The organism is Streptomyces sp. B8-7, assembly GCF_058833805.1.
The window spans coordinates 1,040,985-1,066,257 of the sequence record NZ_JBYRRL010000002.1 but is presented as its reverse complement, the minus strand read 5'-3'; the positions used below and the strand labels follow the sequence as shown (position 1 = coordinate 1,066,257).

Genomic DNA, 25,273 nt, shown 5'->3' with positions numbered 1-25,273 from the left:
GGCGATCAGACCCCGGCGGTCAGCTCCTCCAGGGCCCGGCGCAGGGGCGGCCAGCCGCGCGAGCGCCGGGCGCCGAGGTTGCGGGCCCGCACCAGCGTCCGCCAGAACGGGGCCGACAGCAGCGTCTCGGGCCGCACCGCCTGCACCCGGTCCAGGATCGCCTCGGGCACCTTCTGCGGGTCGGGCACGTCGAACTCGGCGACGATCTCGTCGTACCGGTCGGCGAGGACGGTGCTCGCCGGATCCGCGCCGAAGACGACGAGCTGCCCGGTCGGCTCGGTGTCCACCAGGACGGTGACCAGGTCGGGCCGGTGGCGGCGGAGGATCTCGACGAGTTTGTACACGTCGCCGGTCCAGGCGTCGGTGTGCCGGTCGCGGGCGGCCTCGTCGACGGTGCGCGGCAGCATGTCGTCGAAGACGACGACGGAGGCCCAGTCCGAGTGCCGCTCGATGTTGACGAAGTCGCGCAGCGCGTACTCGAACAGGTGCATGCCGTCGATGAACGCCAGGTCGAGCGTGGTGCGCCGCCAGCGGCCGAACGGGTGCCGGCCGCGGGCCAGGTTGCGCAGCGGGTGGCGGCCGCCCCTCAGGTGTGCGAGGGGGTTGTCACGGGCGAAGAAGTCGTCGCTGGTGGCCTTCACCAGGTGGACGTCGCAGCGGATCTCGGTGACCACCTTGAACGCGGGGTCGACGGCGATGCTGGGCACCCGCGACAGCCGCAGGCTGCGGCCGTCGTTGACGCCGATCTCCAGGTAGTTGCGGTTCGCGGTGGCCTGGTGCAGGCCGCGCAGGAACTCGTGGCGTTTCACGGGCGGGACTCCTTGCGGATCAGGGGAAGTGCCTCGTGCAGGGCGTCGCGCCAGGGGCGCGGCGGGGCGAGGCCGGCCTCCCGCCAGCGGCCGTGCGCGAGGACGCTGTAGGCGGGACGGGGCGCCGGCCGGGGGAAGGCGGCGGTGCTGGTGGGGCGTACCCTGGCGGGGTCGGCCCCGACGCCCTCGAAGACCGCGCGGGCCAGCCCGTACCAGGTGGTCTCGCCGGCCGAGGTGGCGTGGAAGACGCCGTGCAGGCGGGGCCCGACGAGGGGCCCGAGGTCGGCGAGCCGTTCGGCGACGTCGGCGCTCCAGGTGGGCTGGCCGCGCTGGTCCTCGACGACGTCGACGGTGTCGCGGGAGGCCTCCAGGCCGAGCAGGGTACGGACGAAGCTGCCGCCGTGCACGCCGTACAGCCAGGCGGTGCGCACGATCGCGGAGGCCCTTGGCAGTTCGGTGCGGACGCCTTCCTCGCCGGCGAGCTTGGTGCGGCCGTACGCGGTGCGCGGGGCGGGCGGGTGGTCCTCCGGGTAGGGGGTGGTTCGGGCCTCGCCGGAGAAGACGTAGTCGGTGGAGACGTGCAGCAGACGCGCGCCGCGGGCGGCGCAGGCGTGGGCCAGCCGGCGGGGTCCGTCCGCGTTGACGCGCCGGGCCCGCTCCTCGTCGCCCTCGGCGTCGTCCACGGCGGTGTAGGCGGCGCAGTTGACCACGATGTCGGGGCGGTACGCGGCGAACGCCTCGGCGACCGGACCGGGGCGGGTGATGTCGAGGGCGGCGTGGTCCAGGCCCGTCACCTGGTGGCCGCGCCGGGTCAGGGCGTCGACGGTGTCCCGGCCGAGCATCCCGGACGCCCCGGTGACCAGCCAGTTCATCGGCGCTCCTTGAGCGGTTCCCACCAGGCGCGGTGCTCGCGGTACCAGTCGACGGTCGCGGCCAGTCCGGCGGCGAAGTCGTGGCGGGGGGTGTAGCCGAGCTCCGTGCGGGCCTTGGTCCAGTCGACGCTGTAGCGCAGGTCGTGGCCCTTGCGGTCGGGGACGTGCTCGACCATGTCCCAGTCCGCGCCGCAGGCCTGAAGGAGGCGCTCGGTGAGCTGCCGGTTGGTGAGCTCGGTGCCGCCGCCGATGTTGTAGACCTCGCCGGGGCGGCCCTGGGTCCGGACCAGGTCGACGGCCCGGCAGTGGTCCTCGACGTGCAGCCAGTCGCGGACGTTGAGGCCCTCTCCGTACAGCGGGACCTTCCGGCCGTCGAGGAGGTGGGTGACGAACAGCGGGACGACCTTCTCGGGGAACTGGTGCGGGCCGTAGTTGTTGGAGCAGCGGGTGACCCGCACGTCGAGGCCGTGGGTGCGGTGGTAGGCCAGGGCCAGCAGGTCGGAGGAGGCCTTTGCGGCGGAGTAGGGCGAGTTGGGGGCGAGGGGGTGCGTCTCGGGCCAGGAGCCCGTCTCGATGGAGCCGTAGACCTCGTCGGTGGAGATGTGCACGAACGGGCCGACGCCGTGCCGGTGGGCGGCGTCCAGCAGGGTCTGGGTGCCGAGGACGTTGGTGCGGACGAACTCGGCTGCGCCGTCGATGGAGCGGTCCACGTGGGACTCGGCGGCGAAGTGGACGATCTGGTCGCTCTCACCGGTCAGTTCGTCCACGAGCGGGCCGTCGCAGATGTCGCCGCGCACGAACCGCAGCCGGGGGTGGCCGGTGGGCAGGTTGGTGAGGGTGCCGGCGTAGGTGAGTTTGTCCAGCACCGTGATGGAGGGGGTGTCCGGTCCGTCGTCCGCCAGCAGCATGCGGACGTACGTCGAGCCGATGAACCCGGCGGCGCCGGTGACGAGGAGGTTCATGGACCAATCTGCGCTTCGCTCGGAGGGCCTGCGTTGCTCGGTACGGGTGCCCTGCGGGGGTGTCGCCCCGGTCGCGGGCGCTGCCCCCGCGGGCGGCGCCCCGGGCGGGGCGGCGCGCCCCTTCAGGTGTGGATCTGGACCTTGCTGTGGTCGCCGAGGACGAGGCGGTGGGCGCTCGGCACGCTGGGCGCCGGGGTGACCTCGACATGACGTCCGATGAGGGAGTTCTCGATGCGGCCGACCCCGTCGATGGAGGAGTCGCGCAGCACGATGGAGAACTCCAGCTCGCTGTCCTTGATGCGGCAGTTCTCCGCGACGGAGGTGAACGGGCCGACGTAGGAGTCGGTGACGACGGTGCCCGAGCCGATCACGGCGGGCCCGACGACACGGGAGTTGACCACCCGGGCGCCCTCCTCCACGACGACCCGGCCGACGGCCTCGGAGCCTTCGTCGACCTCGCCGTCGATGCGTCGGTCCAGGCCCTCCAGTACCGTGCGGTTGACCTCCAGCATGTCGACGACGTTGCCGGTGTCCTTCCAGTAGCCGTGGATGACGGTGGAGCGGACGTCGGCGCCGGCGTCGAGCAGGTGCTGGATGGCGTGGGTGATCTCCAGTTCGCCGCGCCAGGACGGGCCGATGGCGCGGACGGCCCCGTGGACGGCCGGGGTGAACAGGTACACGCCGACCAGGGCGAGGTCGCTCTTGGGCCGCTCCGGCTTCTCCTCCAGGCTCACCACCTGGCCGTCGGCCCCGAGCTCGGCGACGCCGAAGGCACGCGGGTCGGGGACGTGGGTGAGCAGGATCTGGGCGTCGGGGCGGCGGTGGCGGAACTCGTCGACGAGGCCGGTGATGCCGCCGACGATGAAGTTGTCGCCGAGATACATGACGAAGTCGTCGTCGCCGAGGTAGTCGCGGGCGATCAGCACCGCGTGGGCGAGGCCGAGCGGCCGTTCCTGGGGGATGTAGGTGATGTCGAGGCCGAACTTGGATCCGTCGCCGACCGCTTCCTGGATCTCCTCGGCGGTGTCGCCGACGACGACCCCCACCTCGGTGATCCCCGCTTCGGCGATCGACTCCAGGCCGTAGAACAGCACGGCCTTGTTCGCGACCGGAACGAGTTGCTTGGCCGAGGTGTGGGTGATCGGCCTCAACCGGGTTCCGGCGCCGCCGGACAGCACGAGTGCCTTCATCTGTGTGACGGTAGCCGCCGGACGAGCGGCGCGGGCGCGGCGGACGCCGCCGTTCCGGCGCCCCGCGTACGGCCTCGCCGCCCCGTCCGGCCGCACGCCGGCGGCGCGCGGACGGGAAGGCGGGGCCCCCGGGGCGCGCCCCTCCCGGCCGACCCGCCGCGGCCGGCCCGCCCCACTGTTCGCATCTGCCACCCGTACGGGTGAACGGGCGAGGGGCTGAGGCGTGTCACCCGGAAGGAGGCGGTGCGGGTCACCGGGGCGTCGCGATCTCGCTCCAGACCTGTTTGCCGCCGCTGACCGGCAGGGTGCCCCAGGTGTCGGACACGGCCTCCACCAGGAGCAGCCCGCGTCCGCCGGTGGCCTCCCAGCCGATGCTGGTGGGCTTCACGGGCGTACGGGGCGAGACGTCGGCGACGGCGATGCGGAGCCGGCCGTCGAGCAGGGTGAGGTCGAGGCGGACCGGCCCGTCGGTGTGGACGAGGGCGTTGGTGACGAGTTCGGAGACGATCAGCAGGGCGGTGTCGGCGACCGCGACGACGCCCCAGACGCGCAGGGTGCGCAGGGTGAAGCGGCGGGCGTGCCGCACCGCCTCGGGCAGCCGCCACACCGTCCAGCTCTCCCGGCGCGGGAGCACCGCCATCCCGTCGTAGCGCATCAGCAGCAGGGCCACGTCGTCGCCGCGGTGGGCGTCGCCGAGGAGGGCGTCGGCGACCGGGCCGAGGCGGGCGGGGTCGCTGTCGGCGAGGGCGGCGGCGAACCGGGCGAGGCCGGTGTCGATGTCGGACTCGGCGGACTCCACCAGGCCGTCGGTGGTGAGGGCGAGCACGGTTCCGGGCAGCAGCCTCAGCGGGCTCATGGGGAAGTCGGCCTGCCGGTCGACACCCAGCGGCGGCCCGCCCTCCGCCTCGGCGATCTCGGTCCGGCCGTCGGGCCGGCGCAGCACGGGCGGCACATGTCCGGCGCGCACGCTCCAGGCGGAGCCCTCCTCGATGTCGACGTCGACGTAGCAGCAGGTGGCGAAGAGGTCGGTCTCCAGGTCGACCAGGAGCCGGTTGGCATGGGCGACGACGACGTCGGGCGGATGTCCCTCGACGGCGTAGGCGCGCAGCGCGGTGCGCATCTGGCCCATGAGGGTGGCGGCGGCCGCGCTGTGGCCCTGGACGTCGCCGATGACGAGGGCGACGTGGTGGTCGGGCAGCGGGATCACGTCGTACCAGTCGCCGCCGACCTCCAGCCCGGCGGTGGTGGGCAGGTAGCGGGCGACGGCCTCCGCGCCGGGCAGTCTGGGCAGCCGTCGGGGCAGCAGCTGGCGCTGGAGCATGCCGACCAGTTCGTGCTCGGCGTCGAAGGCGCGGGCGCGGGCCAGGGCCTGTCCGGCGAGGCCGGCGGAGGCGGTGAGCAGGGCGCGCTCGTCGGGGCCGAAGTCGTGCGGGGTGTCCCAGCCGATCAGGCAGGCACCGGCCATGCGGGTGCCCGCGGGCAGCGGCAGCACGGCGAGGGCGCCGGGCCCGACGTCGGCGAGCGCCGGCTCCAGGGGGCTGCCGGCGGGCCAGACGCGGGCCCGGCCCTCGTCGAGCGCGGCGGCCAGGGTGGGCATCGCCCGCACGGGCGCGTCGGGCCATTCGGTGCGCCACTCCTGTCGCCACAGCGCGGGCCAGGACGCGGGGTCGGGCGGGTCGAGGACGGTGACGACGAGCCGGTCGCCCTCCAGTTCGGCCAGGGCGATGCGGTCGGCGTGCAGCGGTGCGCGCAGGGCGTCGACGACGGCCTGGCTGACGTCGCGGACCGTGCCCGCGGTGGCGAGGTCGGCGGCCAGCCGCTGCACCCGGGCGACGTCGGTGACGTCGGGCCGCAGGGTGGAGGCGTCGGCGACGGTCCCGACCAGACGGGTGGCCCGGCCTCCGGAGCCGGGCAGCAGCCGGCCGCGCAGCCGGAGCCAGCGGGGCGCGCCGGAGGGCCTCAGCACCCGGAACTCCAGTTCCCGCTCGCCGACGGACGTGTGCCCGGCCTCGGTGGCGCTCATCAGCGCGGGCAGGTCCTCGGGGACGGTGTGGCCGAGCAGGCTCTCCATGGTGCCGTCGAAGTCGTCGCGGGCCAGGCCGAACAGTTCCAGGATGCCCGCGCCGACCTGGACCCGTCCGGTGTCCGTGGACAGCGTGAACGCCCCGGGGCCGGGGGCGACGCCCTCGGCGGCCTCGGCGGCCCCGGCCGGAGCGGGGCGGGCCACGGCGTCGGCGATCAGCTCCAGACAGGCGCGGTCCTCGGTGTCGAAGCCGCCGGGGTGCTCGGTGACGGCGACGAGGCAGCCGTCCCGCCGGTCGTGTCCGGTGGGCAGCGCCGCCGTCCACAGGGCGCCCGCGGGCGTGGCGCGCTCCCCGTCCGCCCCGGCCTGCGTGTCGGGGGCGGCCGGCGGTGCGGCCTCCGCGGCCGGCCGGGGGCCTTCGGGGGACACTTCGGGGGGCGCTGCGGGGGGCACTTCGGGGGGCGCTGCGGGGGGCGCTGCGGGGGGCACGGCGCCCGCGCGGGGTGCGGCCCCGGTCCGGGGTTCGGGGCCGCGCCAGACCGGACGGGCCGTGCGGTGGGCGTCGGCCGCGGCGGACGGCCCGGCGACCGGGTAGGCGTCGCGCAGCCCGTACAGCACGGGCGGGACGCCCGCCGACTCCACCAGCGTGAGCAGGTCCTGCCCGGTCGGCCGGGTGTAGACGGCGCCGCAGGTCGCGGGGGTGAAGACCAGGGCCTGTTCGAGCAGCCGGCGCAGCCGTTCGGGTGAGTCGGGCACGGTGGCGAGCGCTTTCAGGGCGGTCGCGACGCGCTGCGCCCTGCCGCCCCGTCCCTGGGTGCCCGCACTGACCACGTCCGTATTACAGCGCGGATGCCGCGGCGACGCAGCCCCGGCACGCACATGGCGGCCCGCCGGAGCGCCCTCCCGGCCGGGGCGGGGGTGCGGTGGGGGTGGGTGCTGCGGGTGGGTGCTGCGGGTGGGTGCTGCGGGTGGGTGCTGCGGGTGGGTGCTGCGGGTGGGTGCTGGGGGTGGCGGGGCTCGAAAAGCTCCGAACTGGTCTTGACCCGTGGGTTCCGCACGGTGGTCTCGTGACAGGTGCGACTGTCCGGGGCCTCGCGGCCGCTGGCATGGTCGTCGTGCGGCGACCGAGGGGGGCGAATGGACAAGCGGTACGAGGTGTACGCGCTGGCGGACGAGCACTCCTACGACACGCCCGACCGGCTGTCGGCGGCCGGGCCGGCCCCGCTGTACGAGGCGGCGCGCCGGGAGGCGCCGGAGGGCGGGGAGGCCGCGCGGACCGGCGACTGGCCGGCGCTGACGCCGCTCGGCACGGACGGCCGGCCGGCGCCGGCCCCCGCACAGGGCTGGAAGGTCCACTCCTCGGCCACCTGGGCGAACACCGAGCGGATCGCGGCTCTCGTGTGGGACCACTGCGTGCCCCGGCGCATCCCGTTCAGGTCGGTGACCCTGCCCGCCTTCCTGCAGCCCCACCTCGACGCCCGCAACACCACGACCGTGGGCGAGCTGCCGTGCCGGATCGACAGGGCGCCGCACTTCTCCGACGGCGGCGGGGTGTACACGGGCACCGGCACCCGCGACGGGCGCCGGGTGGTGCTGCGGGTGGTGCCGAAGGAGGCCCGCCCGCACGCCGGGCCGGCGGCCGACGGCGCGGACGCGGTCGCCCGGCTGGAGCGGGAGCGGCAGGCCCTGGAGCAAGGCCATCCGGAGAACCTGGGATTCGAGCCCGGATGCGCCCCCTTGCAGTCCGTTCTCCGCGCCGGCCGAGACCGTTCGGCACCGTTGACGGCACCGTGCGCTCGCTGCGCCGGGGGACGTCGGGCACGCACGGTCTACATGTTCCGAAGGCATAGTCCAATCTGCGGTCCTCGCGGTGGAGAGGGATGGGCATGACGAGCCAGGCAAGCGAAGTCGAACTCCAGGATCTGCTGAGCCGGTCGCTGGAGGCCACGGGACAGGCCGCGCGGTGGACCGTGGACACGGACGCGATGTGGTGCCGCCTCGTACCCGCCTCCCCGGCGCAGCGCAAGCAGGGCTGGAAGCTGCACGTGTCGGCTACGTCCGCTTCCGCTCCCGCGGTGCTCGCGCGTTCCCTGGAGGTGCTGCTGCTCCAGGAATCCGTGTTCAAGTTCGCCCGGTCCCTGGAGCAGGTGAGCGCGCTCAACTCCCGTGCCACGCCGAGGGGCAACTCGGGCAAGTTCATCACCGTCTACCCTCGCTCCGACGCCGAGGCGGCCGCGATCGCGCAGGAGCTCCACCGGGCCACACAGGGACTCGCCGGCCCGCGGATCCTGTCGGACCAGCCCTACGCCGTGAACAGCCTGGTGCACTACCGCTACGGGGCGTTCGCCGGCCGTCAACGGCTCTCCGAGTCCGGCCTGCTGGTGTGGTACATGGAGGACCCGGACGGCAACCCCGTGGAAGACGTCCGCACCGGCCGCTACTCCCCGCCGGCCTGGGCGGTGAGCCCGTTCCCGGCCTCCGTGCCGGCCCCGCCGGCCGCGGAGCGGGCCACGACGGGCCCGGTACTGCTGGGCGGCCGCTTCTCGGTACGGGAGGCGATCCGCCACACGAACAAGGGCGGTGTCTACCGGGGCACGGACGTCACTGCGGACGTGCCGGTGGTCATCAAGGAGGCCCGGCCGCATGTGGAAGCCGACGCCTCCGGATCCGATGTGCGGGACTGGTTGCGCGTCGAGGCCCGGGTACTGGAGTTCCTCGACGGCACGGGGCTGGCCCCGCGGCTCCTGGCGATGTTCGAGCACGGCGGACACCTCTTCCTGGCCGAGGAGGAGATCCAGGGCGTCCCGCTGCGCAACTGGGTCGCCGAGCGCTTCCGCGACGTCGGCGGCGAGCGCTATCGCGCCGAAGCCCTTGCCCAGGCGGGGCGTCTGGTGGACCTCCTCGCCGAGGCCCATGCCCAGGGCTGCGTCCTGCGGGACTTCACGCCCGGCAACATCATGGTCCGGCCCGACGGTGAACTGCGCCTCATCGACCTCGAGCTCGCCGTCCTCAAGGACGACGTCCCGCTTCCGACCACGGTGGGGACCCCCGGCTTCAGTGCCCCCGAGCGGTTGACGGGCGCGCCGGTCTCGCCGACGGCCGACTACTACAGCCTGGGTGCCGCCGTGTGCTTCGTCCTCACCGGAAAGGTCCCCAGCCTGCTGGCCGAGGAGCCCGCGACCAGGACCCCGCACGAGCGGCTCGCCGGGTGGCTGGCCGCCTGCGACGGCGTACTGCGGCTGCCCGAGGGCCTGACCGAGATGATCCTCGGGCTGATGAGTGGCGATCCCGCCGAGCGCTGGGACCCCGCGCGGGCCCGCGCGGCCCTTCGCCGGGCGGTGCGGGGACTTCCGGGCCGGTCCGGCGCGGTCCCGGCCGACTCGACCCTGCAGTCCGACGCGACGCAGGGCGCGGTGGCGGGGATCGTGGACCACCTCATCGGCTCGATGACCCCGCAGGACGAACGCCGCCTGTGGCCGGTGTCCACCATGGCGGGGGAGACCGATCCCTGCACGGTGCAGCAGGGCGCCGCCGGTGTCCTCGCGGTCCTGACCCGGTACTTCGAGTTGACCGGCGACCAGCGCCTGCCGGAGGTGCTCTCCACCGCGGGGCACTGGATGGCGGCGCGGACGGACACCCGCTCCACGCGGGCCGGCCTGCATTTCGGCGGGCGGGGGACCGCGTGGGCGATGTACGAAGCAGGCCGTGTCCTCGACGACCGCGTGCTCATCGAGCACGCGACGGCCCTGGCCCTGGCCCCCCAGGAACCGGCACCCCACCACGACATCACCCACGGCCGGGCGGGAAGCGGACTGGCCGCCGCCCACCTCTGGTACCGCACCGGGGACCAGCGTTTCGTCGAACGCGTCATCGAGGCGGCCGACGCGCTGGCCGCCGCTGCGACGCCCGAGCCGTCCGGTGTCAGCTGGCCCTCGCCTCCCGAAGTGGTCACCGGGAGCGCCGGTGAACGCTATCTCGGCTTCGCCCACGGGACGGCCGGCATCGGATGCTTCCTGCTCGCCGCTTCAGCCGTCACGGGCCGTCAGGAATACCGGGACCTGGCCCTGGCCGCGGGAGACGCACTGGTGGCCGCCTCCCTGACGGTCGGCGAGGCGGCACAGTGGCCGTCCTGGGCCGGTGACGTGCCCACCGCCCCGTACTGGTGCCACGGTTCGGCAGGAATCGGCTCCTTCCTGCTCCGGCTCTGGCAGGCCACCGGCGACGACCGGTACGGCGACCTCGCCCTGGGTGCGGCGAGGGCCGTCGTGGAGCGCGCCTCCCGCGCCCCCCTCGCGCAGTGCCACGGCCTTGCGGGCAACGGCGACTTCCTCCTCGACATGGCCGCCGCCACGGGGGCTCCCGCCCACGCCGCGTCGGCTGAGGCCCTGGCCCGCCTCATCACCGCCGAACAGATCCACCGCAACGGCCACGTCGTGTTCCCCAACGAGTACGGGGACGTCTCGACGGGCTGGAGCGACGGGTCCGCAGGAATCCTGGCGTTCCTCCTGCGGACCCGCCACACGGACTCCCGGCTCTGGATGATCCAGCAGCCGGGCTGACAGGAACCCCTGTCGACACCACCAAGAGAAGGAGATGGCCATGGAGAACCGCGACCTCGAACTGCTGGCTCACCTGCACGCCCTTCCGGAGACCGACCCGATCGGCGCCGAAGGAGCCGCGTTCGCCGACACGTGTGCGTGCGTCGGCCTGCTCACCCTCCTCAACACCGTCTGCATCGGCATCAGCTGCGCCTGACCAGGCCACAGCCCACGCGGATCCGACACCGCCGGCGGCCCCGTCGACCGCTCTGCTGTTGACGAGGCACTGAACGGCGGACACCCGTAAGGCCGGCAACACCCAGTGCACCCGCGTCCGCAGCGGATCAGGGCAGCACGAGGGAACCGGCCGACCTCCGGCCGGTGGCCGCCCCCGAGGCAGCCACCGGCCGGAGCGTCCGTCCCCCGCCTCCGCGGGGCCCGAAGCACCCGCCCCCGGGCACCACACCGCCCCTTCGACCTAGGGCGTGTTTCGAAAGTCCCGCCTGCCTGGCGGCGTCTGGCACGCACGCACGCTCGCCGCGTTGTCGGGCTCGCCCCGATACATCCAGTATCGGGGCGACCCTCCGCCTTGCGATCGCACGCACCAGACGCCGCCAGGCCTGCCCTTCGGGCAGACGACGCTACTTTCGAAACACGCCCTAGCGCGCCCAAGTCCGTGGACGACACCCAGCAGACGAGGACCTGAGTGACCATGCAGCCGCACGCCGGTGCTGATGCCCCCACACGGGCGCCCCTGCCGCCCTCCGCCACGGCCCCGGACGGCGCCCGGCCCGAAGCGCGGGGGCCGTACGCCATCAGCACCCGCGGTCTAGTCAAGAGCTACCCCGGCCCGGACGGCACCGTCACCTGCGCCGTGCGCGGCCTCGACCTCGACGTGCACCAGGGCGAGACCTTCGCGTTCCTCGGCCCCAACGGCGCGGGGAAGTCCACCACGATCTCCCTCCTGTGCGCCCTGGCCCGCCCCACCGCCGGAACGGCCACGGTGGCAGGCGTCGACGTCCTCACCCACCCGGGCCAGGTCCGCCGCCAGGTCGGCATGCTCTTCCAGCACAGCGCACTCGACATGGAACTGACGGTGCAGCAGAACCTGCGTGTCCACGCCCGGCTGTACGGCATGAGCCGCCGCGACGCCCGGCGGCGTACCACCGAGACCCTCGATGCCATCGGCCTCGGCGACCGGCGGCGGGCCCCGGTCCGCACCCTCTCCGGCGGCATGCGCCGCCGGCTCGAACTCGCCCGCGGCCTGCTCCACGAGCCGCGGGTCCTCTTCCTCGACGAGCCCACCACCGGACTCGACCCCCACGCGCGCGCCCAGGTCTGGGACTACCTGCGCCAGTTGCGCGAACGTCAGGGAACCACCCTCTTCATCACCACCCACTACCTGGACGAGGCCGAGAACTGCGACCGCCTCGCCATCATCGACGGCGGCCGTCTGGTCGCGCAGGGGGCACCCGTCGCCCTCAAGGCCGCCATCGGCAACGACTGGGTGGTCCTGCGCACCCACGACGACCCTGCCGCCGACCGCGTCGTGCGCCGCGCCGCCCCGCCGGGCACCCGTACCGCCCTCGGCTCCGACGGGATCGGTCTGCGCCTGCCCGACGGCAGCTCCTGGATCCCCCGCCTGTGCGCGGCTCTCGCCGCGGAGGGCATCCCCGTCCGGGCCGCCTCCGCGACCCCGCCAACCCTCGACGACGTCTTCTTCCACCACACCGGCCGCAGCATCCACACCGCAGGACCGCAGACGGCGGGTGAATGCCGGTGACCGCCCCCGCCGTCACCACACCGGGAAACCCCGACGGCCACGCCGACCCGCGTCCGGCCCCCCCGGCCCGCCTGCGCCGGGAACTGCGCGCGGTCCATGCCCTGGTCCACCGCGACCTGATGCGCCTGTCCTTGCAGCGCACCCACACCGCACTGATGCTGATCCAGCCGGTGCTCTACCTCTTCATCCTCGGAGGCGGCCTGGCCGCCCTGATCCCCACCGCCACGCTCGGCGTGGGCTACCAGCTGTACCTCTTCCCCGGCATGCTGATGATGACCGTCCAGAGCCCCGCCATCATGGTGGGCATCCGCCTCATCACCGACAAGCAGACCGGATACCTGCGGGAACTCCTGATGGCCCCGGTCAGCCGCGCCACCCTGCTCCTGGGCAACTGCGCGGGCGGCACCGTGGTCGCCACCGTCCAGGGCGCCGTCCTCCTCGCCCTGGCCGGCGCGGTCGGCCTGCCCTACGACCCGCTGCTGCTGGCCCTGCTCCTCACCGGCCTGATCCTGGCCTCCTTCACCATCACCGCTCTCGCGCTCGCCCTTGCCGTCAGCCTCGGCCGCGCCGAGCTCTTCCACATGCTCCTCGGCCTGGTGATGATGCCGCTGCTCTTCCTCTCCGGCGGCTTCTTCCCTCTCGACAGCCTCCCCGGCTGGGCACGCGGGCTGGCCGCCCTGAACCCCCTCGCCTACGGCGTGGACCTGCTACGCCGCTCCATCAGCCTGTGCGTGCCCCACCAGACGACCACGGTCGGCATCGAATGGTTCGGCCACCGGCCCCCGCTCCTCCTGGAAGCCGCAGTCCTCCTCACCGCCGGCGTCCTCGCCCTGCTCTACGCCACCCGGCGCTTCAGCCGCCCCGAATGACCTGCGGCTCGACGCGCGGCTCACGGCCGCCCTGGGCGGACGGCCGTGAGCCGCGCGTCGAGCCGCACCGGCACACACGGTGTGCGGGCGGGTGTGTCCGCCGGAGGGCCGGGCCCGGACGCGGCGGCGGTCCCGGCGTGGGCGCCGCCCGGTGCCGCGGGCCGGTCCTGCTCGGGAGGGTGGGCGGAGGTCCCCGGTGCCGCCGCCGCGCCGCCCGGCCCGACCGTGCCCTCCGCCGCGGCGGACCCTGCAGGGGATGCCGCACCATCCGCACCACCACCATCCGCACCACCACCATCCGCACCACCACCTGCCGCACCACCACCTACCGCCGTGGACGCCGCCGTACACCCGCCCGACGGGCGCGGGCCGGCCGGTGCCCCGCCGCCCGCGCTCGCCCTCACCACGCTCTCCTTCGCCCACGGTGCCGTCGCCACGCCCGTTCTCGACCGCTTCGGCCCGGTCGTCCCGGCGGGCGGGCACCTCGCAGTCGTGGGTCCCAGCGGGGTGGGGAAGTCCACGCTGACCGCGCTGGTCGCCGGGTGGTCGCCGGGTGGTCGCCGAGATGCTGCCGGCCGGGCGGAGGCGGCATCCGGGTCTGCGGACACCCGGTACCCGGCCCGGAGGCGGCCGCCCGGCGGGTCCTGGTGCCGCAGGAGACGTACGTCCGCACCGGTTCGCTCGCCGAGAACCTCGGTCTGCTGCGCTCCGGGCCGGTCCCCGAGGCGGAACTCCTCGCGGCGGCCGAAGCGGCCGGCATGACGGGACTCCTGGAGGTGCCGGGCGGGCCGAGGTCGATCCGGCCGCGCTGTCGGCGGGCGACGGCCGGTGGCGCTCACCCGGGCCTGTCTGGATGGTGTCCCGCCGGGTGGTGTAGGGGATCAAGGCAGCGGAATCCGCAGGTCGGAGACGGTGACTCGGACGTTCAACCCGCTTCAGCGGGGCTTCGTGGGTTGCCGTCTCCACGGAGATCACCGTGGGCCTCGAACCGGAACGCGGAGCGCTTGATCCCCTACACCACTTCGCGGGGCACGACCCCTGTCTGTCGCCCGCCCCGCCGGCCCTGCTCGACGAGGCCACCTGCCATCTCGACGCGGCGGCGGAGGAGCGGGCGGAGCGGGCGTTCGCCGGGAGGTCCGGCGGCACGCCGGTCGTGGTCGCACACCGGATCAGCTCGGCGCGCCGCGCGGACCGGGTGCCAGTCGTGGACGGGCCGCGCACCGCGTACGGCACGCACGGGGAACTGCCGGCCGGCTCGCCGCTCCGCCGGCGTCCGGTCGACGGCTGGGGCCCGTCACAGCCAGCCCTCCCCCTGTGAGATGCGGATGGCGTCGATGCGGTTGCGGGCGCCGGTCTTGCGGGTGATGGCGGCCATGTAGTTGCGCACGGTGCCGAGGGACAGGTGCAGGCGTCCGGCGATCTCGGCGAGTGAGGAGCCCTGCGCGGCGAGGGCGAGCACGCTCAGCTCGCGCCGGGTCAGCGGCATCTGGGAGGCCTTGAGGAAGCCGAAACCCAGGGAGTCGTCGACGAATCGTTCCCCCTCGGCGACTCGTCTTATGCCGTCCATCAGGCGCTGCGGTGAGCCCGACTTGTCGACGTAGCCCGTCGCTCCCGCCTCCAGCGCGCGGCGCAGCAGGCCCGGTCTGTTCGCGGCGGCGAGCACGAGCAGCCGCGGCCCGCCCGGAGCGGCCCCGCGGGGGCACAGCTCGCCGAGCGGCGGCAGCCCGTAGGTGGTGTCGCACTCCAGGTCCACCGCGCACACGTCCGGCCGCACCGCACGCACCCGGCCGGGCGCCGCGCGCCACACGGTGTCGTCCACCCGCAGATCGGGGGCCCGACGTAACCAGTCGGCGAGAACCGACCGGACCAGACACACGTCGTGCACGAGAAGTACCCGGATCACTGCCACCCCCTTGGCTCACCGTTCGGCCCACCCCACCGCCCCGCCGGCCGCCACGTGTTGATTGCGTGCCCATTCTTGGGCATTACAGCCGTTCGGCCGCGTGAAGAAACCGGCCACGGAGAGGCATGGGGGCGCGTATGCGGCGGACACGCTCCCGCGCGTGCACCGACTCGGCCGGAACGCGCGCAGTGGCGGCCGCTGCGCCCGGGCCGGCGGCCGGCTCCGCGGCGCCGGCCGTCCGGAGGGTCCCGCCGCTGGTGGGAGGGGTGCGGCGCATCCGGTCGCACGAGGGAGCAGAAGGCCGGCGCGGCTACCGGAAACCGGCGCCCGCGCGTCATCCGGCGCACCGGGCCCACACCGTGGGCGGGACGGGGGGCGGACGGCCCGGCGAAAGGTTCCGGCCCGGGGCAGTGACCGGACGGGACCGGGCGGGACCGGGCGGGGCGGGGCGGGGCGGGGCGGGCGGGACCGAGCGGGACCGGGCGGCGCGGGGCGGGCGGGGCGGGCGGGACCGGGCGGGGCGGGCGCTCGCCGTGCGCCGCGGGCGGGGTGGAGGGAGATTTGAGTGTCGGACCTCGCGGAACGCGGGGCTCCGCGGTCGGGCGAGGAGGTGGTCGGCGTGTCCGACGGGCAGGCGCCGGCGACCCCTGGGGCGCCGGTCGGCCGGCCGGTGCTGTCCCTGGCGCTCGCCTCGATGATGGACGAGGTGAACGCGCACTCCGGCGCGGTCTATCTGCTCCAGCCCGACCAGACGGTGCTGGAGATGGCGGTGATGGCGGGGCTGCCGCGGGCGTTCGCGGCGCCGTGGGAGCGGGTGGGGCTGAGCGCGCCGATCCCGGTCGCCGAGGCGGCCCGCGAGCGGCGGCTGGTGTGGGTGGGCGGCGAGGAGGAGATGGCACGGCTGTTTCCGCGCATCGCGGTCGTGCTGCCGTACCCGTTCGCGCTGGCCGCGCTGCCGGTGGCCACGGAGCGCACGGTGTACGGCGCGGTCTTCGTGACCTGGCCGGGCACGCATCCGCCGGAGCTGTCGGAGCACGAGCACGAGCATCTGACGGCGGCCTGCCACCGGCTCGCGGTGCGCCTGGAGCGGGCCGCGGAACTGAGCCTGCCGCTCGCCCCCGAACCGGACCTGGTGGGTACCGCGCCCGTGGGCGGCGCCGCGGCCACCCTCGGCACCGTGGAGGCGGCGCGCATGGTGGCCCGCCTGCCGTACGGACTGTGGTCCCTCGATCTGCACGGCCAGGTCGTCTTCGCCAACGCGGCCGCGGCCGAGCTGGTCGGCGTCCCCGTCAGCCGGCTCCTGGGCACCCAGCCGTGGGCGTCGGTGCCGTGGCTCAACGACCCGGTGTACGAGGACCGCTACCGTGCCGCGCTGCTCAGTCAGCAGGTCACCTCGTTCGTGGCGCTGCGTCCGCCCGGGGACTGGCTGTCGTTCCGGATGTACCCGAGCACGTCCGGGCTCAGCGTGCGGATCACCCGGGCCCGTGCGGCCGCGCGGACGGGCCGGGCCGGACCGCAGGCCCCGGGCACCGCGGCCGCCGTGGTCACCGGGGACATCGGGGACACCGGGGACACCGGGGACACCGCCGCCGGCGGGGACGCGCCGTCCCGGCTGGTGACGATCTCCCAGGTGCTCAGCCTCGCCGGTTCGCTCACCGAGGCGGTGGGGGTGCAGGACGTGGTGCAGCTGGTGGCCGACGAGGTGGTGCCGGCGGTCGGCGGCCACGCCGTCGCCCTGCTCGGCTCGCTCGGCGGCCGGCTGCACGTGCTCGGCCACCGCGGCTATCCCGACCCGCACGCCGTGGAGCGCTTCGACGGGGCACCGCTCGACTCGGCGACTCCGGGCGTGCACGCGCTGACCCGCGGGGTGCCCGCGTTCTTCGAGTCGCGTGAGCAGCTGGAACGCCTCTACCCGGCGCGCCACGAGGCACCGGACGGCTTCGCCGCGTGGGCGTACCTGCCGCTGATCGCGTCCGGCCGTCCGGTCGGCACCTGCGTCGTCGCCTACGGGGAGGCGCGCCTGTTCCCCACCGAGGAGCGGGCCGTGCTGATGAGTCTGGGCGGGCTGATCGCGCAGGCCCTGGAACGGGCCCGGCTGTACGACGCCAAGCACCAGCTCGCACACGGGCTGCAGGCGGCACTGCTGCCGCACTCGCTGCCCCCGCTGCGGGGGGTGACGGCCGTGACCCGCTATCTGCCCGGCACCCGTGGCATGGACATCGGCGGCGACTTCTACGACCTGGTGCCGACCGCGGGCGGGGCGGCCGCGGTGATCGGGGACGTGCAGGGCCACAACGTGACGGCGGCCGGGCTGATGGGGCAGCTGCGCACGGCGGTACGGGCCTACACGACGGTCGGCCAGGAGCCGGAGCAGGTGATGGCCAGCACCAACCAGCTGCTCATCGACCTCGGCTCCGAACTCTTCGCCAGCTGCCTGTACCTGCGGCTGGACCCGGCGCACGGGCGGGCGGTGATGGCCCGGGCCGGGCACCCGCCTCCGCTGCTGCTGCGCGCGGACGGACGGGTCAGGGTGCTGGACCTGGCGGGCGGCCCCCTCCTGGGCATCGAGGCCTCGGGCGGCTATCCCTCCACGGAGGTCGCGCTGCCGCCCGGCTCGGTGCTCGTCCTGTACACCGACGGCCTCATCGAATCACCCGGCGTCGACATCGAGGACGCGCTGGTCTCCCTGAGCCGCCGGCTCGCCCAGGCCCGGGACCGTCCGCTGGACCGGATCGCCGACGCGCTGGTGGGGCAGCTGGCGACGGCGGAGGAGCGGCTGGACGACGTGGCGTTGATGCTGCTGCGGATGCGGCGCTGAGGCTCCGCCGGACGGCGGAGGGGCGGGGGTGGCGACGGGGCCGGTGGCGCAGGACCCCGGACGAACGGTCGGGGCTCCACGGACACGGAGCGGCCCGGTCCTCCCGCCGGGGGACCGGGCCGCGGCCCCTGCCCGCTGGTGGAGACGGGCAGGGGGGTCGGATGGGGTGAGGAGCCGTCAGCGGGTCCCGGACGAGGAGTGCTCACGGCCGGTGCGGAGGCCGTCTCCGGCTCCGTGTCCGTCTCCGTCGGCGCTTCCGTCGGCGCTTCCGTCGGCGCTTCCGTCGGCGTTGCCGTCTCCGGCTCCGTGTCCGTCTCCGGCCGCGTCACCGCTACCGGCTCCGGCTCCGTCGGCGGCACCGCCGTCGCCCTGCGCACCGTTGCCGTCCGCGCCGTCGACGGCGCCGTCACCGGCCGCTCCGCCCTGCTGCTCTCCGGCGCCGGTGTCACCGCCGAGGGACGCGCCGACCGCCTGCAGCGCGGTGGTGACCGGCTGGAAGAAGGTCTCGCCGCCGTTGGTGCAGTCGCCGCTGCCGCCGGAAGTGAGGCCGATCGCGGTTCCGTCGCGGGTGAACAGGGAGCCGCCGCTGTCGCCGGGTTCGGCGCAGACGTCGGTCTGGATGAGGCCGGAGACGGTGCCCTCGGGGTAGTTGACCGTGGCGTTCAGGCCGATGACGCGGCCGTCGCGCAGACCGGTGGTGCTGCCCATGCGGAAGACCTGCGCCCCGACGGTCGCGTCCCCCGCCCCGCCGATGGCGACCGTCTGCCCGTTGCCTATGTTCACGTCGCTGGGCGCCGCGGTCGCCGGGTCGTCGTACTTGACGAGGGCGAAGTCTCCCGCGCCGGGGAACACCGCCTGGTCGACGGTGGCGACGGGGGCACCGCCCTGCGCGTCCGACCACCGGGCGGCCGCGACACCGCAGTGCCCGGCCGTGAGGAAGGCCGGACTGCCGTCGGCCGCGGTCACGTTGAAGCCGAGGGAGCAGCGCGAGCCGCCCCCGAAGATGGCGTCGCCGCCGGAGACGAAGGTCCGGAAGGTGCCCTTGGAGCGGCGCAGGTCGGCCATCCCGGAGCCGAGACGCTCCACGGTGGCCTCCACGGTGTCCCAGCGGTCGCCGGTGACGGTGCGGTCGGCGGTGACGAGGACCTTGTTGGTGCGCGGGTCGACGGCCCAGGCGGTGCCGGGCACGGACGCCTGGGACCTCAGGGTCCGTGCGGCGGCCTCCAGTTCGGCGGTGCTGTTGTCGACCTGGCGCACGGCGGCGCCGGCCCGCTGCGCCCGGGCCACGAGCTGGTTGTCGTCACCGGCCACGTTGACGACGAGCTGCTGCCGGCCCGCGTCGTAGTAGGAGCCGGCGAAGGCGTCGCCGAGCTCGGCGGCGATCTGCTCCGCGAGGGAGGGGGCGTCCACCGCCTTCAGAGTCCGGGGAGCTGCCGCGTCCGCCGCGCCGTCCTGGGAGGCGTTGGCGTGGGGCAGCAGCAGGACCGCCGCACCGAGCGCCGCCACGCTGCCCGCCGCGATCGCGGCCTTGCGCTTCGGCATTCGCTTGTGACTCAACCTACTCGACCTCCTGGGGACGAAGTCTGGGCCGCCGGCCGGCAGCCGCGTCGGGGGCACCTGGATGGCCTCTGGTACGCGGCGGGCACCCGGAGCGTTCAGTTCCGCGGCGGGCCGGGAGGCCGGCCCCGCGCCAACCGGGCCCGGCGGGTGCCGAGTCGGGCGGGCCGCCGGGACGGTGGCGCACAAGTCCACCTGTGCAGGCCGCCGTTCTCGATGCGCCCACTCCGCACAGGGCGCTCGCAAGCGGCACGAGGTGGCCGGCGGGTCGTCACCACCGAGGTGGGGCGGGCGCGCCTTCGGGATCGCCGGACGGACGGCGTACCCGGCCGGGGCGGGTCGGGAAGCGCCGCGGATCCGCACGGACGGCCGCACGAGCGGGCCGGGCGGCCGGGAGCGGGGGCACTGGCGCAGGGCCGGGCAGGCGGCCGGTGCGCGCCGCCCGCCCGCGCCGCACCGCCGCACGAGCCGGGAGGGCGTCCCGGACGGGACGGACCGCCGCACAGGTCCGGGAGGTCACACCGGACACGACGGACCACACCACAGGACCCGGACGCCACACCGGACACGACGGACCACACCACAGGACAGGACAGGACAAGGCCCCGGCCCGGGACGGACCATGGCACAGGACAGGACAGGACCCCGGCCGGGACGGACCACGGCACGGGTCAGGAGGGCGTCCGGGACGGGGCGGAGGCGACAGGGGGTCGGCTTGGCCGGTGCCGGTCCGTCCGCCCGGCGCGGACCGGCACCGGCGGACGGCGGGGCCGTCGCCCGCCGTCCGGGCGGGTCAGGGGTGTCCGGGCACCGGGGCTCCGGCGGGGAAGCCGGCCTGGACGTAGCCCTCGTAGGCGTCCCGCCAGTGCGCGCCGCCCGCGTCGTCGTGCGGTCCGGTGCGGGTCTCGTCGCGGGCCAGGGCGTCCAGCGCGGTCAGGCACACCTCCCAGCCGGCCGCGTTGCGCGCGGCGGCCTCCGGGTCGGCGAGGACGTCGGTGAGGGTGAGCCGGGTGCGGCCGGCCTCTTCCCCGGCCACGTCCAGACGGATCTCGTCGCCGCCCCACTCGAACGCCAGATGGCGGGGCGGGTCCACGGCCAGGACGAGGCCGGTGGAGTCGGGCTGGTGCGGGTCGCCGCTGAACCGGGCCGTGCCGCCCGGACTGAGGTCGAACTCGGCCCGGGCGGGAAACCAGTGGGCGAGCCGGCCGGGGTCGGTCACGAGGGACCAGACGTCTTCGGCGGGCCGGGCGTAGACGCGGTCGAGGACGACGGCGGGGCGGCCGTCGTCCAGGGCGAGGAAGGTTCCGGTGAGGTCGGCGGGCATGCGGGATCACTCCTTGGGAGCCGTGCGATGCCCCATGTCTCCCGCGCCGCGGTCGTACGTACACCACCTCGAAGCGTGACGCCGGGCTCCCGGCGCATGATGCCGGGGTCCGGCCGGGCGGCCCCACTCCGCCCGGCCGGTCCCCGGCTGGGGTACCGCGGGGAACCCCGCGACCGTGCCCGCACTCCCCATCCGCGGGTCCGGCCGCGTTCACGCGTTCCCTGCGGCCCCGTCTCAGAACGAGAAGACGCCCGAGCCGTAGGCGGCCTTCTCGCAGTCATTGCCGAACGTGCGCTCGTAGGAGAGTCGCTGCCCCTGCCAGACGCCCTGGACGGTCACCACCACCGGGTCCCACTGCCGGGTGCACATGATCCCCGAGCGGGTGTCGAGCACCCGGATGTCGCCGTCGACGGCGCGCAGGTCGGCGCAGGCCGAGGAGGCGGCGGGGTGGGTGCCGGAGGGCGTCGGCGCGCAGTTCAGCGTGACGGCCCGTTCCGGGGTGGCGTCGGCCGCGGTCTCACCGTGTCCCACGGTGAGTACCAGGGCGGACGGGGCGTACAGGGACGCCGGCGCGCTGCCGGGGGCGGCGTGGCCCGCCCCGGTCATCGGTCCGCAGAGGGCGCCGGCGGTGAGGCCGAGGGTGGCCGCCCAGCGCGCGGTGATCCGCATTGTGTGCATCCTTCCGCTTGATTCCGGAGTGCCGGCGGTGTCCCGGGTTCGGGAGCCGGACCGGCGAGCGCGAGTCTGCCGAGAACCTCGCCGGAATTCACATCGAACCCACGGGTTTCGGTAACCTTGCGTATTGAAGCAGTGGCGTGAAGTCACAGAAGCGACCGTTCCAGACCCCGATTCGTCCGCTCGTTGATCATCCGGGGTGGCCGAATGGCCGCATTTATCACGCTGCGTAATCGGCCGGAAACATTCCGAATCAGCGCCCCGGGCGCCCCTGCGCGACCCCTTGTGTTCATGAGGGGAGCGCGTAATCGTCATTACATGATGACGAAGCAGCAGCAGGAGGAGTTGCGCGGCTGGTTCGCCGGACGGCTGCCCGACGGCCTCTTCGAGGAGCTGGTCGAGGTCGCCGCCGACCGCGAGGAGATCATCGTCATCGGCCGCATCGCCGAGCCGGCCGCGGACCGGGACGCGCCGCCCGCCGAGCGGGAGGCGGCCGTACGGAGCCGGATCGAGGAGTTCCGGGAGCGCACCAGGCAGGACCGGACGGCGGTCGCCCGCGAGGCCGAGCACCGCTTCCGCCGGAAGGTGTCCTGGGGTGTCGAGTGCGGGACGGACCGCGCGCTGTTCACCCATGTCGCCGCCCCGGTGATGACACGGCTGCGGCAGAGCGAGCGGCAGGTGCTGGACACTCTCGTCGCCTCCGGGGTCGCCCGCAGCCGCAGCGAGGCCCTCGCCTGGTGCGTCCGGCTGGTGCACCGGCACACCGACGACTGGCTCGCCGAGCTGCGGGACTCCCTGGAGCACGTCCAGGAGGTCAGGGACCGCGGCCCCGGGACCGGCTGAGCGCGGCCCGGCACGTCCGGTCGAGGCGCGCCGGCGCTCCAGGGCGTGACGGGTCCGGGAGCGGGGGGCGTGACGGGTCCGGGAGCGGGGGCCGCCCGGCACGGGGCGCCCGGAACGCGCGGCGGCCCGGCCGCCGAGGGCCGGACGGCCGCACGCCCCGGGCCGTCGCGTCAGCCCGGCACGTGGGCCGACCGCACGGAGGCGCCGGCCGGGGCGCTCTGCCGCGGTGCCGGCACCCAGCGCTGGGCCGGCGAGCCGTCCCGGACCTTGACGACGATGTCAGCGCGCGGTCCGCCGTCGGTGACCGCCAGGGCCAGCTGTTCGTCCCAGCGGGGCAGCAGCTCTCCGGTGTCGGTCAGCGTGTAGCGCACGTCGTCCCCGCGCGGCGCGTCCGCCGCGGCACAGGTCGCGAGGACGACCACGCCCGCGTCCATGTGCGAGTCCAGGCACAGTCCGGGGGCGGCCACGCTGCGCAGCAGGCCGTCGGCCGCGTACGACCACGTCCGGGTGCCGGTGTCCGCACACCGGGCAAGCAGGGTGCCGGCACCCGGGCGAGGCTCGCCGTCGATGTCCAGGCACAGGCCCGCGCCCGCGTTGAGCAGCCCGGTTCCGCCGGGCGCCCGCAGTCCGGCGCTGCCGGTCGGCGCCGTGGACGGGCCCTGGGAGTCGTCCCCGGGCGAGGGCGCCCGGCCGCCCGTGGACGCCATCGGTTCGGACGCGCCGCCGCCGTCCCACAGGCCGGCGCCCAGAACGAACGCGAACAGCCCCACGAAGACCAGCCCGGCCCCGGTGAGCAGGGCCCGGGGCGGGCGGACCTCGCCCGGCACCAGGCGGACCAGCACGGAGCCGCGGATCAGGGCGGACCCGCGGGCGAGGGGCCGGCCGCGCGGCCGGCCGCGGCGGCGGGATCCGCCGCCGCGGCCCGGGCCCTGCCGGGCGGAGCTGCGCGGACGGGCTCCTTCGGTGTTCCCCGGCCGGGACTCGACATAGCGCCGGGCGCCCCAGCCGAGTACCGCCTCGGCCAGCAACTCCCCCAACCTCCGGTCGAAATCGCTGAGTTGTTCGGCCGCGGCACGACAGTAACGGCACTCCGCCAGATGCCGGCGGACGTCGGGAAGCAGCGCCCCGCCACGCCGGATGGGGATGTCCAGAAGTCGGTTGTGGAAACGGCATTCACTGCTCGGGGCGAGTTCCCGGTGGGCGCGGACGCAGCCTTCCCGGAGTTTTTCACGCGCTTGTTCGACGGCCGCCTCGGCGAGTTCGGCGTCCATGCCGAGCAGCGCCGCCGGAACGGAAACCGGTTCCGCCTCGGCCTCGGTGTGCCACAGCAGGCACTGGTCGACCCGGGGCAGGGTGAGGAATGCGCGCTCGATGATCCGGCGGTTTTCCGGTGTCTCGGCGGACGCGGCCCGCATGCCTCGGCCGCCGGCGGGCTTGCGCAGCCCGGGCACCGCCTCGGCCAGGCGGTCCTCGGCGGACCACAGGCGCACGGTGTCCCGCACGGCGGCCAGCAGCCGGGGGCGCAGCGCGACACCCGGTTCGCCGAGCTTCAGGCGGTCCAGGAGCTGGTGGACGGCGGCGCCGGTGACCATGGCGGCGGCCGGCCCGGAGTCCGCGAGGCAGATGACCGCGTACTCGTGCGCCGACTGCCAGTGACGTATGAGCAGCAGCGCGGTGGAACGGGACACCTCGCCGTCCGCACCGCTGCGCAGGCGGGCGGCGAGCAGTTCGTCGGATTCTCCGGGAAAGGCGCCTGGCGGCGGGTAGGGCGGGCGGGACGGGTGGGGGGTGGGTGGCACTGAACGGATTCCTTCCCACGCGTATGCGACACACAGGAGTTCGGCCGGCGGATAAAAAGGGGAGCCCGGGGCACCGGGCGCTTCACCCTTGCACAGCGTGCTCAAGACCAACAAGGCACTTGGGCAACCTCGCCGTTACTGAAAGTGAGTCAAGAGGGGTTTTCCCACCGGCTTACGCCGGCCTTACACGGGCCGGTGATTCGCACGGCTATTCGCCCCGCCGGGCGCCCCGTGTGAAAGGCGCGCACCGACCGGCCCGTCCCGCACGCTCCCGGCGTCCGCGGGCGCGTAGTGGACTGGGGACCGGCCTCCTCGGCAGGCCCCGCGCGGGACGGCGGCTCTCCCGCGCGAAACCGGCCGCCGGCCCCGTTCCTCCCGCCCTCGGCCGGCGGCCCCGAGCGTCCGGCCGGACGGCGGTCGGCCGCGGGACCGGCGGCCCCGCGGTCCCCGGCGCAGGGCACGCGTCGACGCCGTCCCCCGTCGCGGCCGGGCAGTCGCCGGCCGGGAGCTATATCTGCCAGGACCGCAGCCGGTCGGCGACGCCGTAGACGTCCGTCCGGCCGTCGATCAGGTCGCGGGCGAGGTCCACCAGCGCACCGTACGGCGGGTCGATGCCGACGCCGCTGACGAACATGTAGGCCACCGCGGTGGCGCAGGCGAAGCGCGCGTTGGCCGACGGCAGCGGCCGCAGCAGGGCGAGGGTGTGCAGCAGGGCGGCGGCCCGCCAGGCGGGGTCGGAGTCGACGCCCAGCCGGGGCAGGTCGACGCGGTGCCGGGCGACGGCGGCGACCAGCGCGGAGAAGTCGTTGATCGTGGGCTGCCCGGGCAGCACTTCCTCGTGCCGCTGGAGCAGCCAGGGCACGTCGATGTGGACGACGGGCGTCATGGTGTCAGACGACCCGCCTCTCGCCTCTGGCGGGCGTCTCGTCCTCGGGGAAGGCCGCGGCGAATTCGTCGGCGTGGGCGGAGAAGAAGCGACGGAACGCCTCCGCCCCTTCCTTGAGCGCACGGTGCCGGGCGATGTCGGCGGCGGCCGCCTCCCGGACGAGGGCCTTCATCGACGTACCGCGCTCCTTGGCGATCTGCCGCAGGTCCTCCAGCTCGCGCTCACTGAACTCCACGTTGAGGGCTGGCATGACGCTACGGTACCGCTCGGGTACTTGAGCGTAAATAGCACCAGGTCACAGGCAACCGGCTCCGGTACCGGCCGTGCGGTGCGGCCGGCCGCCCCCGGCGGGCGGCGGCGACCCGCCGGGCGGGCCCCCCGGTTCCGCCCGCCCGGCCCGGGCCCCGCGGCCGGGCGGGCTC

The 25,273-nt window shown here is 74.9% G+C and carries 18 protein-coding genes and 2 pseudogenes; 8 read left to right on the top strand and 12 right to left on the bottom strand.

The features are described 5' to 3' along the window. Window positions 1–5: 5 nt before the first annotated feature. From AC5K6T_RS13265 to AC5K6T_RS13245, 5 genes are all read right to left on the bottom strand, one after another. Complete coding sequence (locus AC5K6T_RS13265) at window positions 6–809, bottom strand: class I SAM-dependent methyltransferase (RefSeq protein WP_493208682.1); 804 nt, start codon at window positions 807–809, stop codon at window positions 6–8. Beyond that, entirely contained in the window at window positions 806–1,681 is an 876-nt protein-coding gene (gene rfbD / locus AC5K6T_RS13260) for a dTDP-4-dehydrorhamnose reductase (protein WP_493208680.1), read from the bottom strand. Before rfbD ends, AC5K6T_RS13265 begins: the two co-directional genes overlap by 4 nt. Beyond that, complete coding sequence (gene rfbB, locus AC5K6T_RS13255) at window positions 1,678–2,643, bottom strand: dTDP-glucose 4,6-dehydratase (RefSeq protein ID WP_493208679.1); 966 nt, start codon at window positions 2,641–2,643, stop codon at window positions 1,678–1,680. The genes rfbD and rfbB overlap by 4 nt, the downstream gene beginning before the upstream one ends. A 122-nt stretch (window positions 2,644–2,765) precedes the next feature. Continuing rightward, window positions 2,766–3,833 (bottom strand): glucose-1-phosphate thymidylyltransferase, encoded by a 1,068-nt coding sequence (locus AC5K6T_RS13250; protein WP_493208678.1) that lies wholly within the window; start codon window positions 3,831–3,833, stop codon window positions 2,766–2,768. A gap of 250 nt (window positions 3,834–4,083) precedes the next feature. After that, the gene (locus AC5K6T_RS13245) at window positions 4,084–6,687 is read right to left on the bottom strand and encodes a SpoIIE family protein phosphatase (protein WP_493208677.1); all 2,604 of its coding nucleotides are present in this window, start codon (window positions 6,685–6,687) and stop codon (window positions 4,084–4,086) included. 306 nt (window positions 6,688–6,993) lie between these two features. On the opposite strand from AC5K6T_RS13245, the pseudogene AC5K6T_RS13240 reads away from it, so the two are divergent. From AC5K6T_RS13240 to AC5K6T_RS13215, 6 genes and pseudogenes are all read left to right on the top strand, one after another. Beyond that, window positions 6,994–7,551, top strand: a pseudogene (locus tag AC5K6T_RS13240) (class III lanthionine synthetase LanKC N-terminal domain-containing protein); the annotation flags it as partial. Window positions 7,552–7,742: 191 nt separating this feature from the next. Further along, window positions 7,743–10,415 carry a class IV lanthionine synthetase LanL gene (lanL, locus tag AC5K6T_RS13235; protein WP_493208676.1) on the top strand — a complete coding sequence of 891 codons (2,673 nt, stop codon included), beginning with the start codon at window positions 7,743–7,745 and terminating at the stop codon, window positions 10,413–10,415. 40 nt (window positions 10,416–10,455) lie between these two features. Then, window positions 10,456–10,611, top strand: a complete 156-nt coding sequence (locus AC5K6T_RS13230) for a VenA family class IV lanthipeptide (RefSeq protein ID WP_493208675.1) — start codon at window positions 10,456–10,458, stop codon at window positions 10,609–10,611. Between the two features lie 495 nt (window positions 10,612–11,106). Then, window positions 11,107–12,177, top strand: coding sequence for an ABC transporter ATP-binding protein (locus AC5K6T_RS13225; protein ID WP_493209342.1), 1,071 nt, complete (start codon window positions 11,107–11,109; stop codon window positions 12,175–12,177). Window positions 12,178–12,248: 71 nt separating this feature from the next. Beyond that, a complete protein-coding gene (locus AC5K6T_RS13220) occupies window positions 12,249–13,046 on the top strand; it encodes an ABC transporter permease (protein WP_493209340.1) in 798 nt (265 codons plus the stop codon). A 575-nt stretch (window positions 13,047–13,621) separates the two neighbouring features. Next, window positions 13,622–14,343: pseudogene (locus AC5K6T_RS13215) on the top strand (hypothetical protein); the annotation flags it as partial. On the opposite strand, the gene AC5K6T_RS13210 reads toward AC5K6T_RS13215, so the two are convergent. After that, the gene (locus tag AC5K6T_RS13210) at window positions 14,341–14,949 is read right to left on the bottom strand and encodes a LuxR C-terminal-related transcriptional regulator (protein WP_493208674.1); all 609 of its coding nucleotides are present in this window, start codon (window positions 14,947–14,949) and stop codon (window positions 14,341–14,343) included. The pseudogene AC5K6T_RS13215 and the gene AC5K6T_RS13210 sit on opposite strands and share 3 nt — an antisense overlap. Before the next feature lie 610 nt (window positions 14,950–15,559). Between AC5K6T_RS13210 and AC5K6T_RS13205 the strand changes: the two genes are divergently transcribed. Beyond that, complete coding sequence (locus AC5K6T_RS13205; protein ID WP_493209338.1) at window positions 15,560–17,767, top strand: SpoIIE family protein phosphatase; 2,208 nt, start codon at window positions 15,560–15,562, stop codon at window positions 17,765–17,767. A gap of 177 nt (window positions 17,768–17,944) precedes the next feature. Here AC5K6T_RS13205 and AC5K6T_RS13200 read toward each other — a convergent pair whose 3' ends face one another. The 3 genes from AC5K6T_RS13200 to AC5K6T_RS13190 all read right to left on the bottom strand — a co-directional run bounded on the left by AC5K6T_RS13200 (window position 17,945) and on the right by AC5K6T_RS13190 (window position 21,317). Further along, window positions 17,945–19,324 (bottom strand): S1 family peptidase, encoded by a 1,380-nt coding sequence (locus AC5K6T_RS13200; RefSeq protein ID WP_493208673.1) that lies wholly within the window; start codon window positions 19,322–19,324, stop codon window positions 17,945–17,947. 793 nt (window positions 19,325–20,117) lie between these two features. After that, window positions 20,118–20,648 carry an SRPBCC family protein gene (locus tag AC5K6T_RS13195; protein WP_493208672.1) on the bottom strand — a complete coding sequence of 177 codons (531 nt, stop codon included), beginning with the start codon at window positions 20,646–20,648 and terminating at the stop codon, window positions 20,118–20,120. Window positions 20,649–20,882: 234 nt separating this feature from the next. Next, a complete protein-coding gene (locus AC5K6T_RS13190; RefSeq protein WP_493208670.1) occupies window positions 20,883–21,317 on the bottom strand; it encodes a subtilase-type protease inhibitor in 435 nt (144 codons plus the stop codon). Between the two features lie 324 nt (window positions 21,318–21,641). Between AC5K6T_RS13190 and abmR the strand changes: the two genes are divergently transcribed. Further along, window positions 21,642–22,166 (top strand): ATP-binding transcription factor AbmR, encoded by a 525-nt coding sequence (gene abmR / locus AC5K6T_RS13185; protein ID WP_493208669.1) that lies wholly within the window; start codon window positions 21,642–21,644, stop codon window positions 22,164–22,166. 170 nt (window positions 22,167–22,336) lie between these two features. Here abmR and AC5K6T_RS13180 read toward each other — a convergent pair whose 3' ends face one another. The 3 genes from AC5K6T_RS13180 to AC5K6T_RS13170 form a co-directional block, all read right to left on the bottom strand. Continuing rightward, the gene (locus AC5K6T_RS13180) at window positions 22,337–23,965 is read right to left on the bottom strand and encodes an RICIN domain-containing protein (protein WP_493208667.1); all 1,629 of its coding nucleotides are present in this window, start codon (window positions 23,963–23,965) and stop codon (window positions 22,337–22,339) included. A 508-nt stretch (window positions 23,966–24,473) separates the two neighbouring features. Further along, window positions 24,474–24,851 (bottom strand): toxin Doc, encoded by a 378-nt coding sequence (locus AC5K6T_RS13175; RefSeq protein ID WP_493208666.1) that lies wholly within the window; start codon window positions 24,849–24,851, stop codon window positions 24,474–24,476. Window positions 24,852–24,855: 4 nt separating this feature from the next. Further along, window positions 24,856–25,101, bottom strand: a complete 246-nt coding sequence (locus AC5K6T_RS13170; protein WP_493208665.1) for a hypothetical protein — start codon at window positions 25,099–25,101, stop codon at window positions 24,856–24,858. Between the last annotated feature and the right edge of the window lie 172 nt (window positions 25,102–25,273).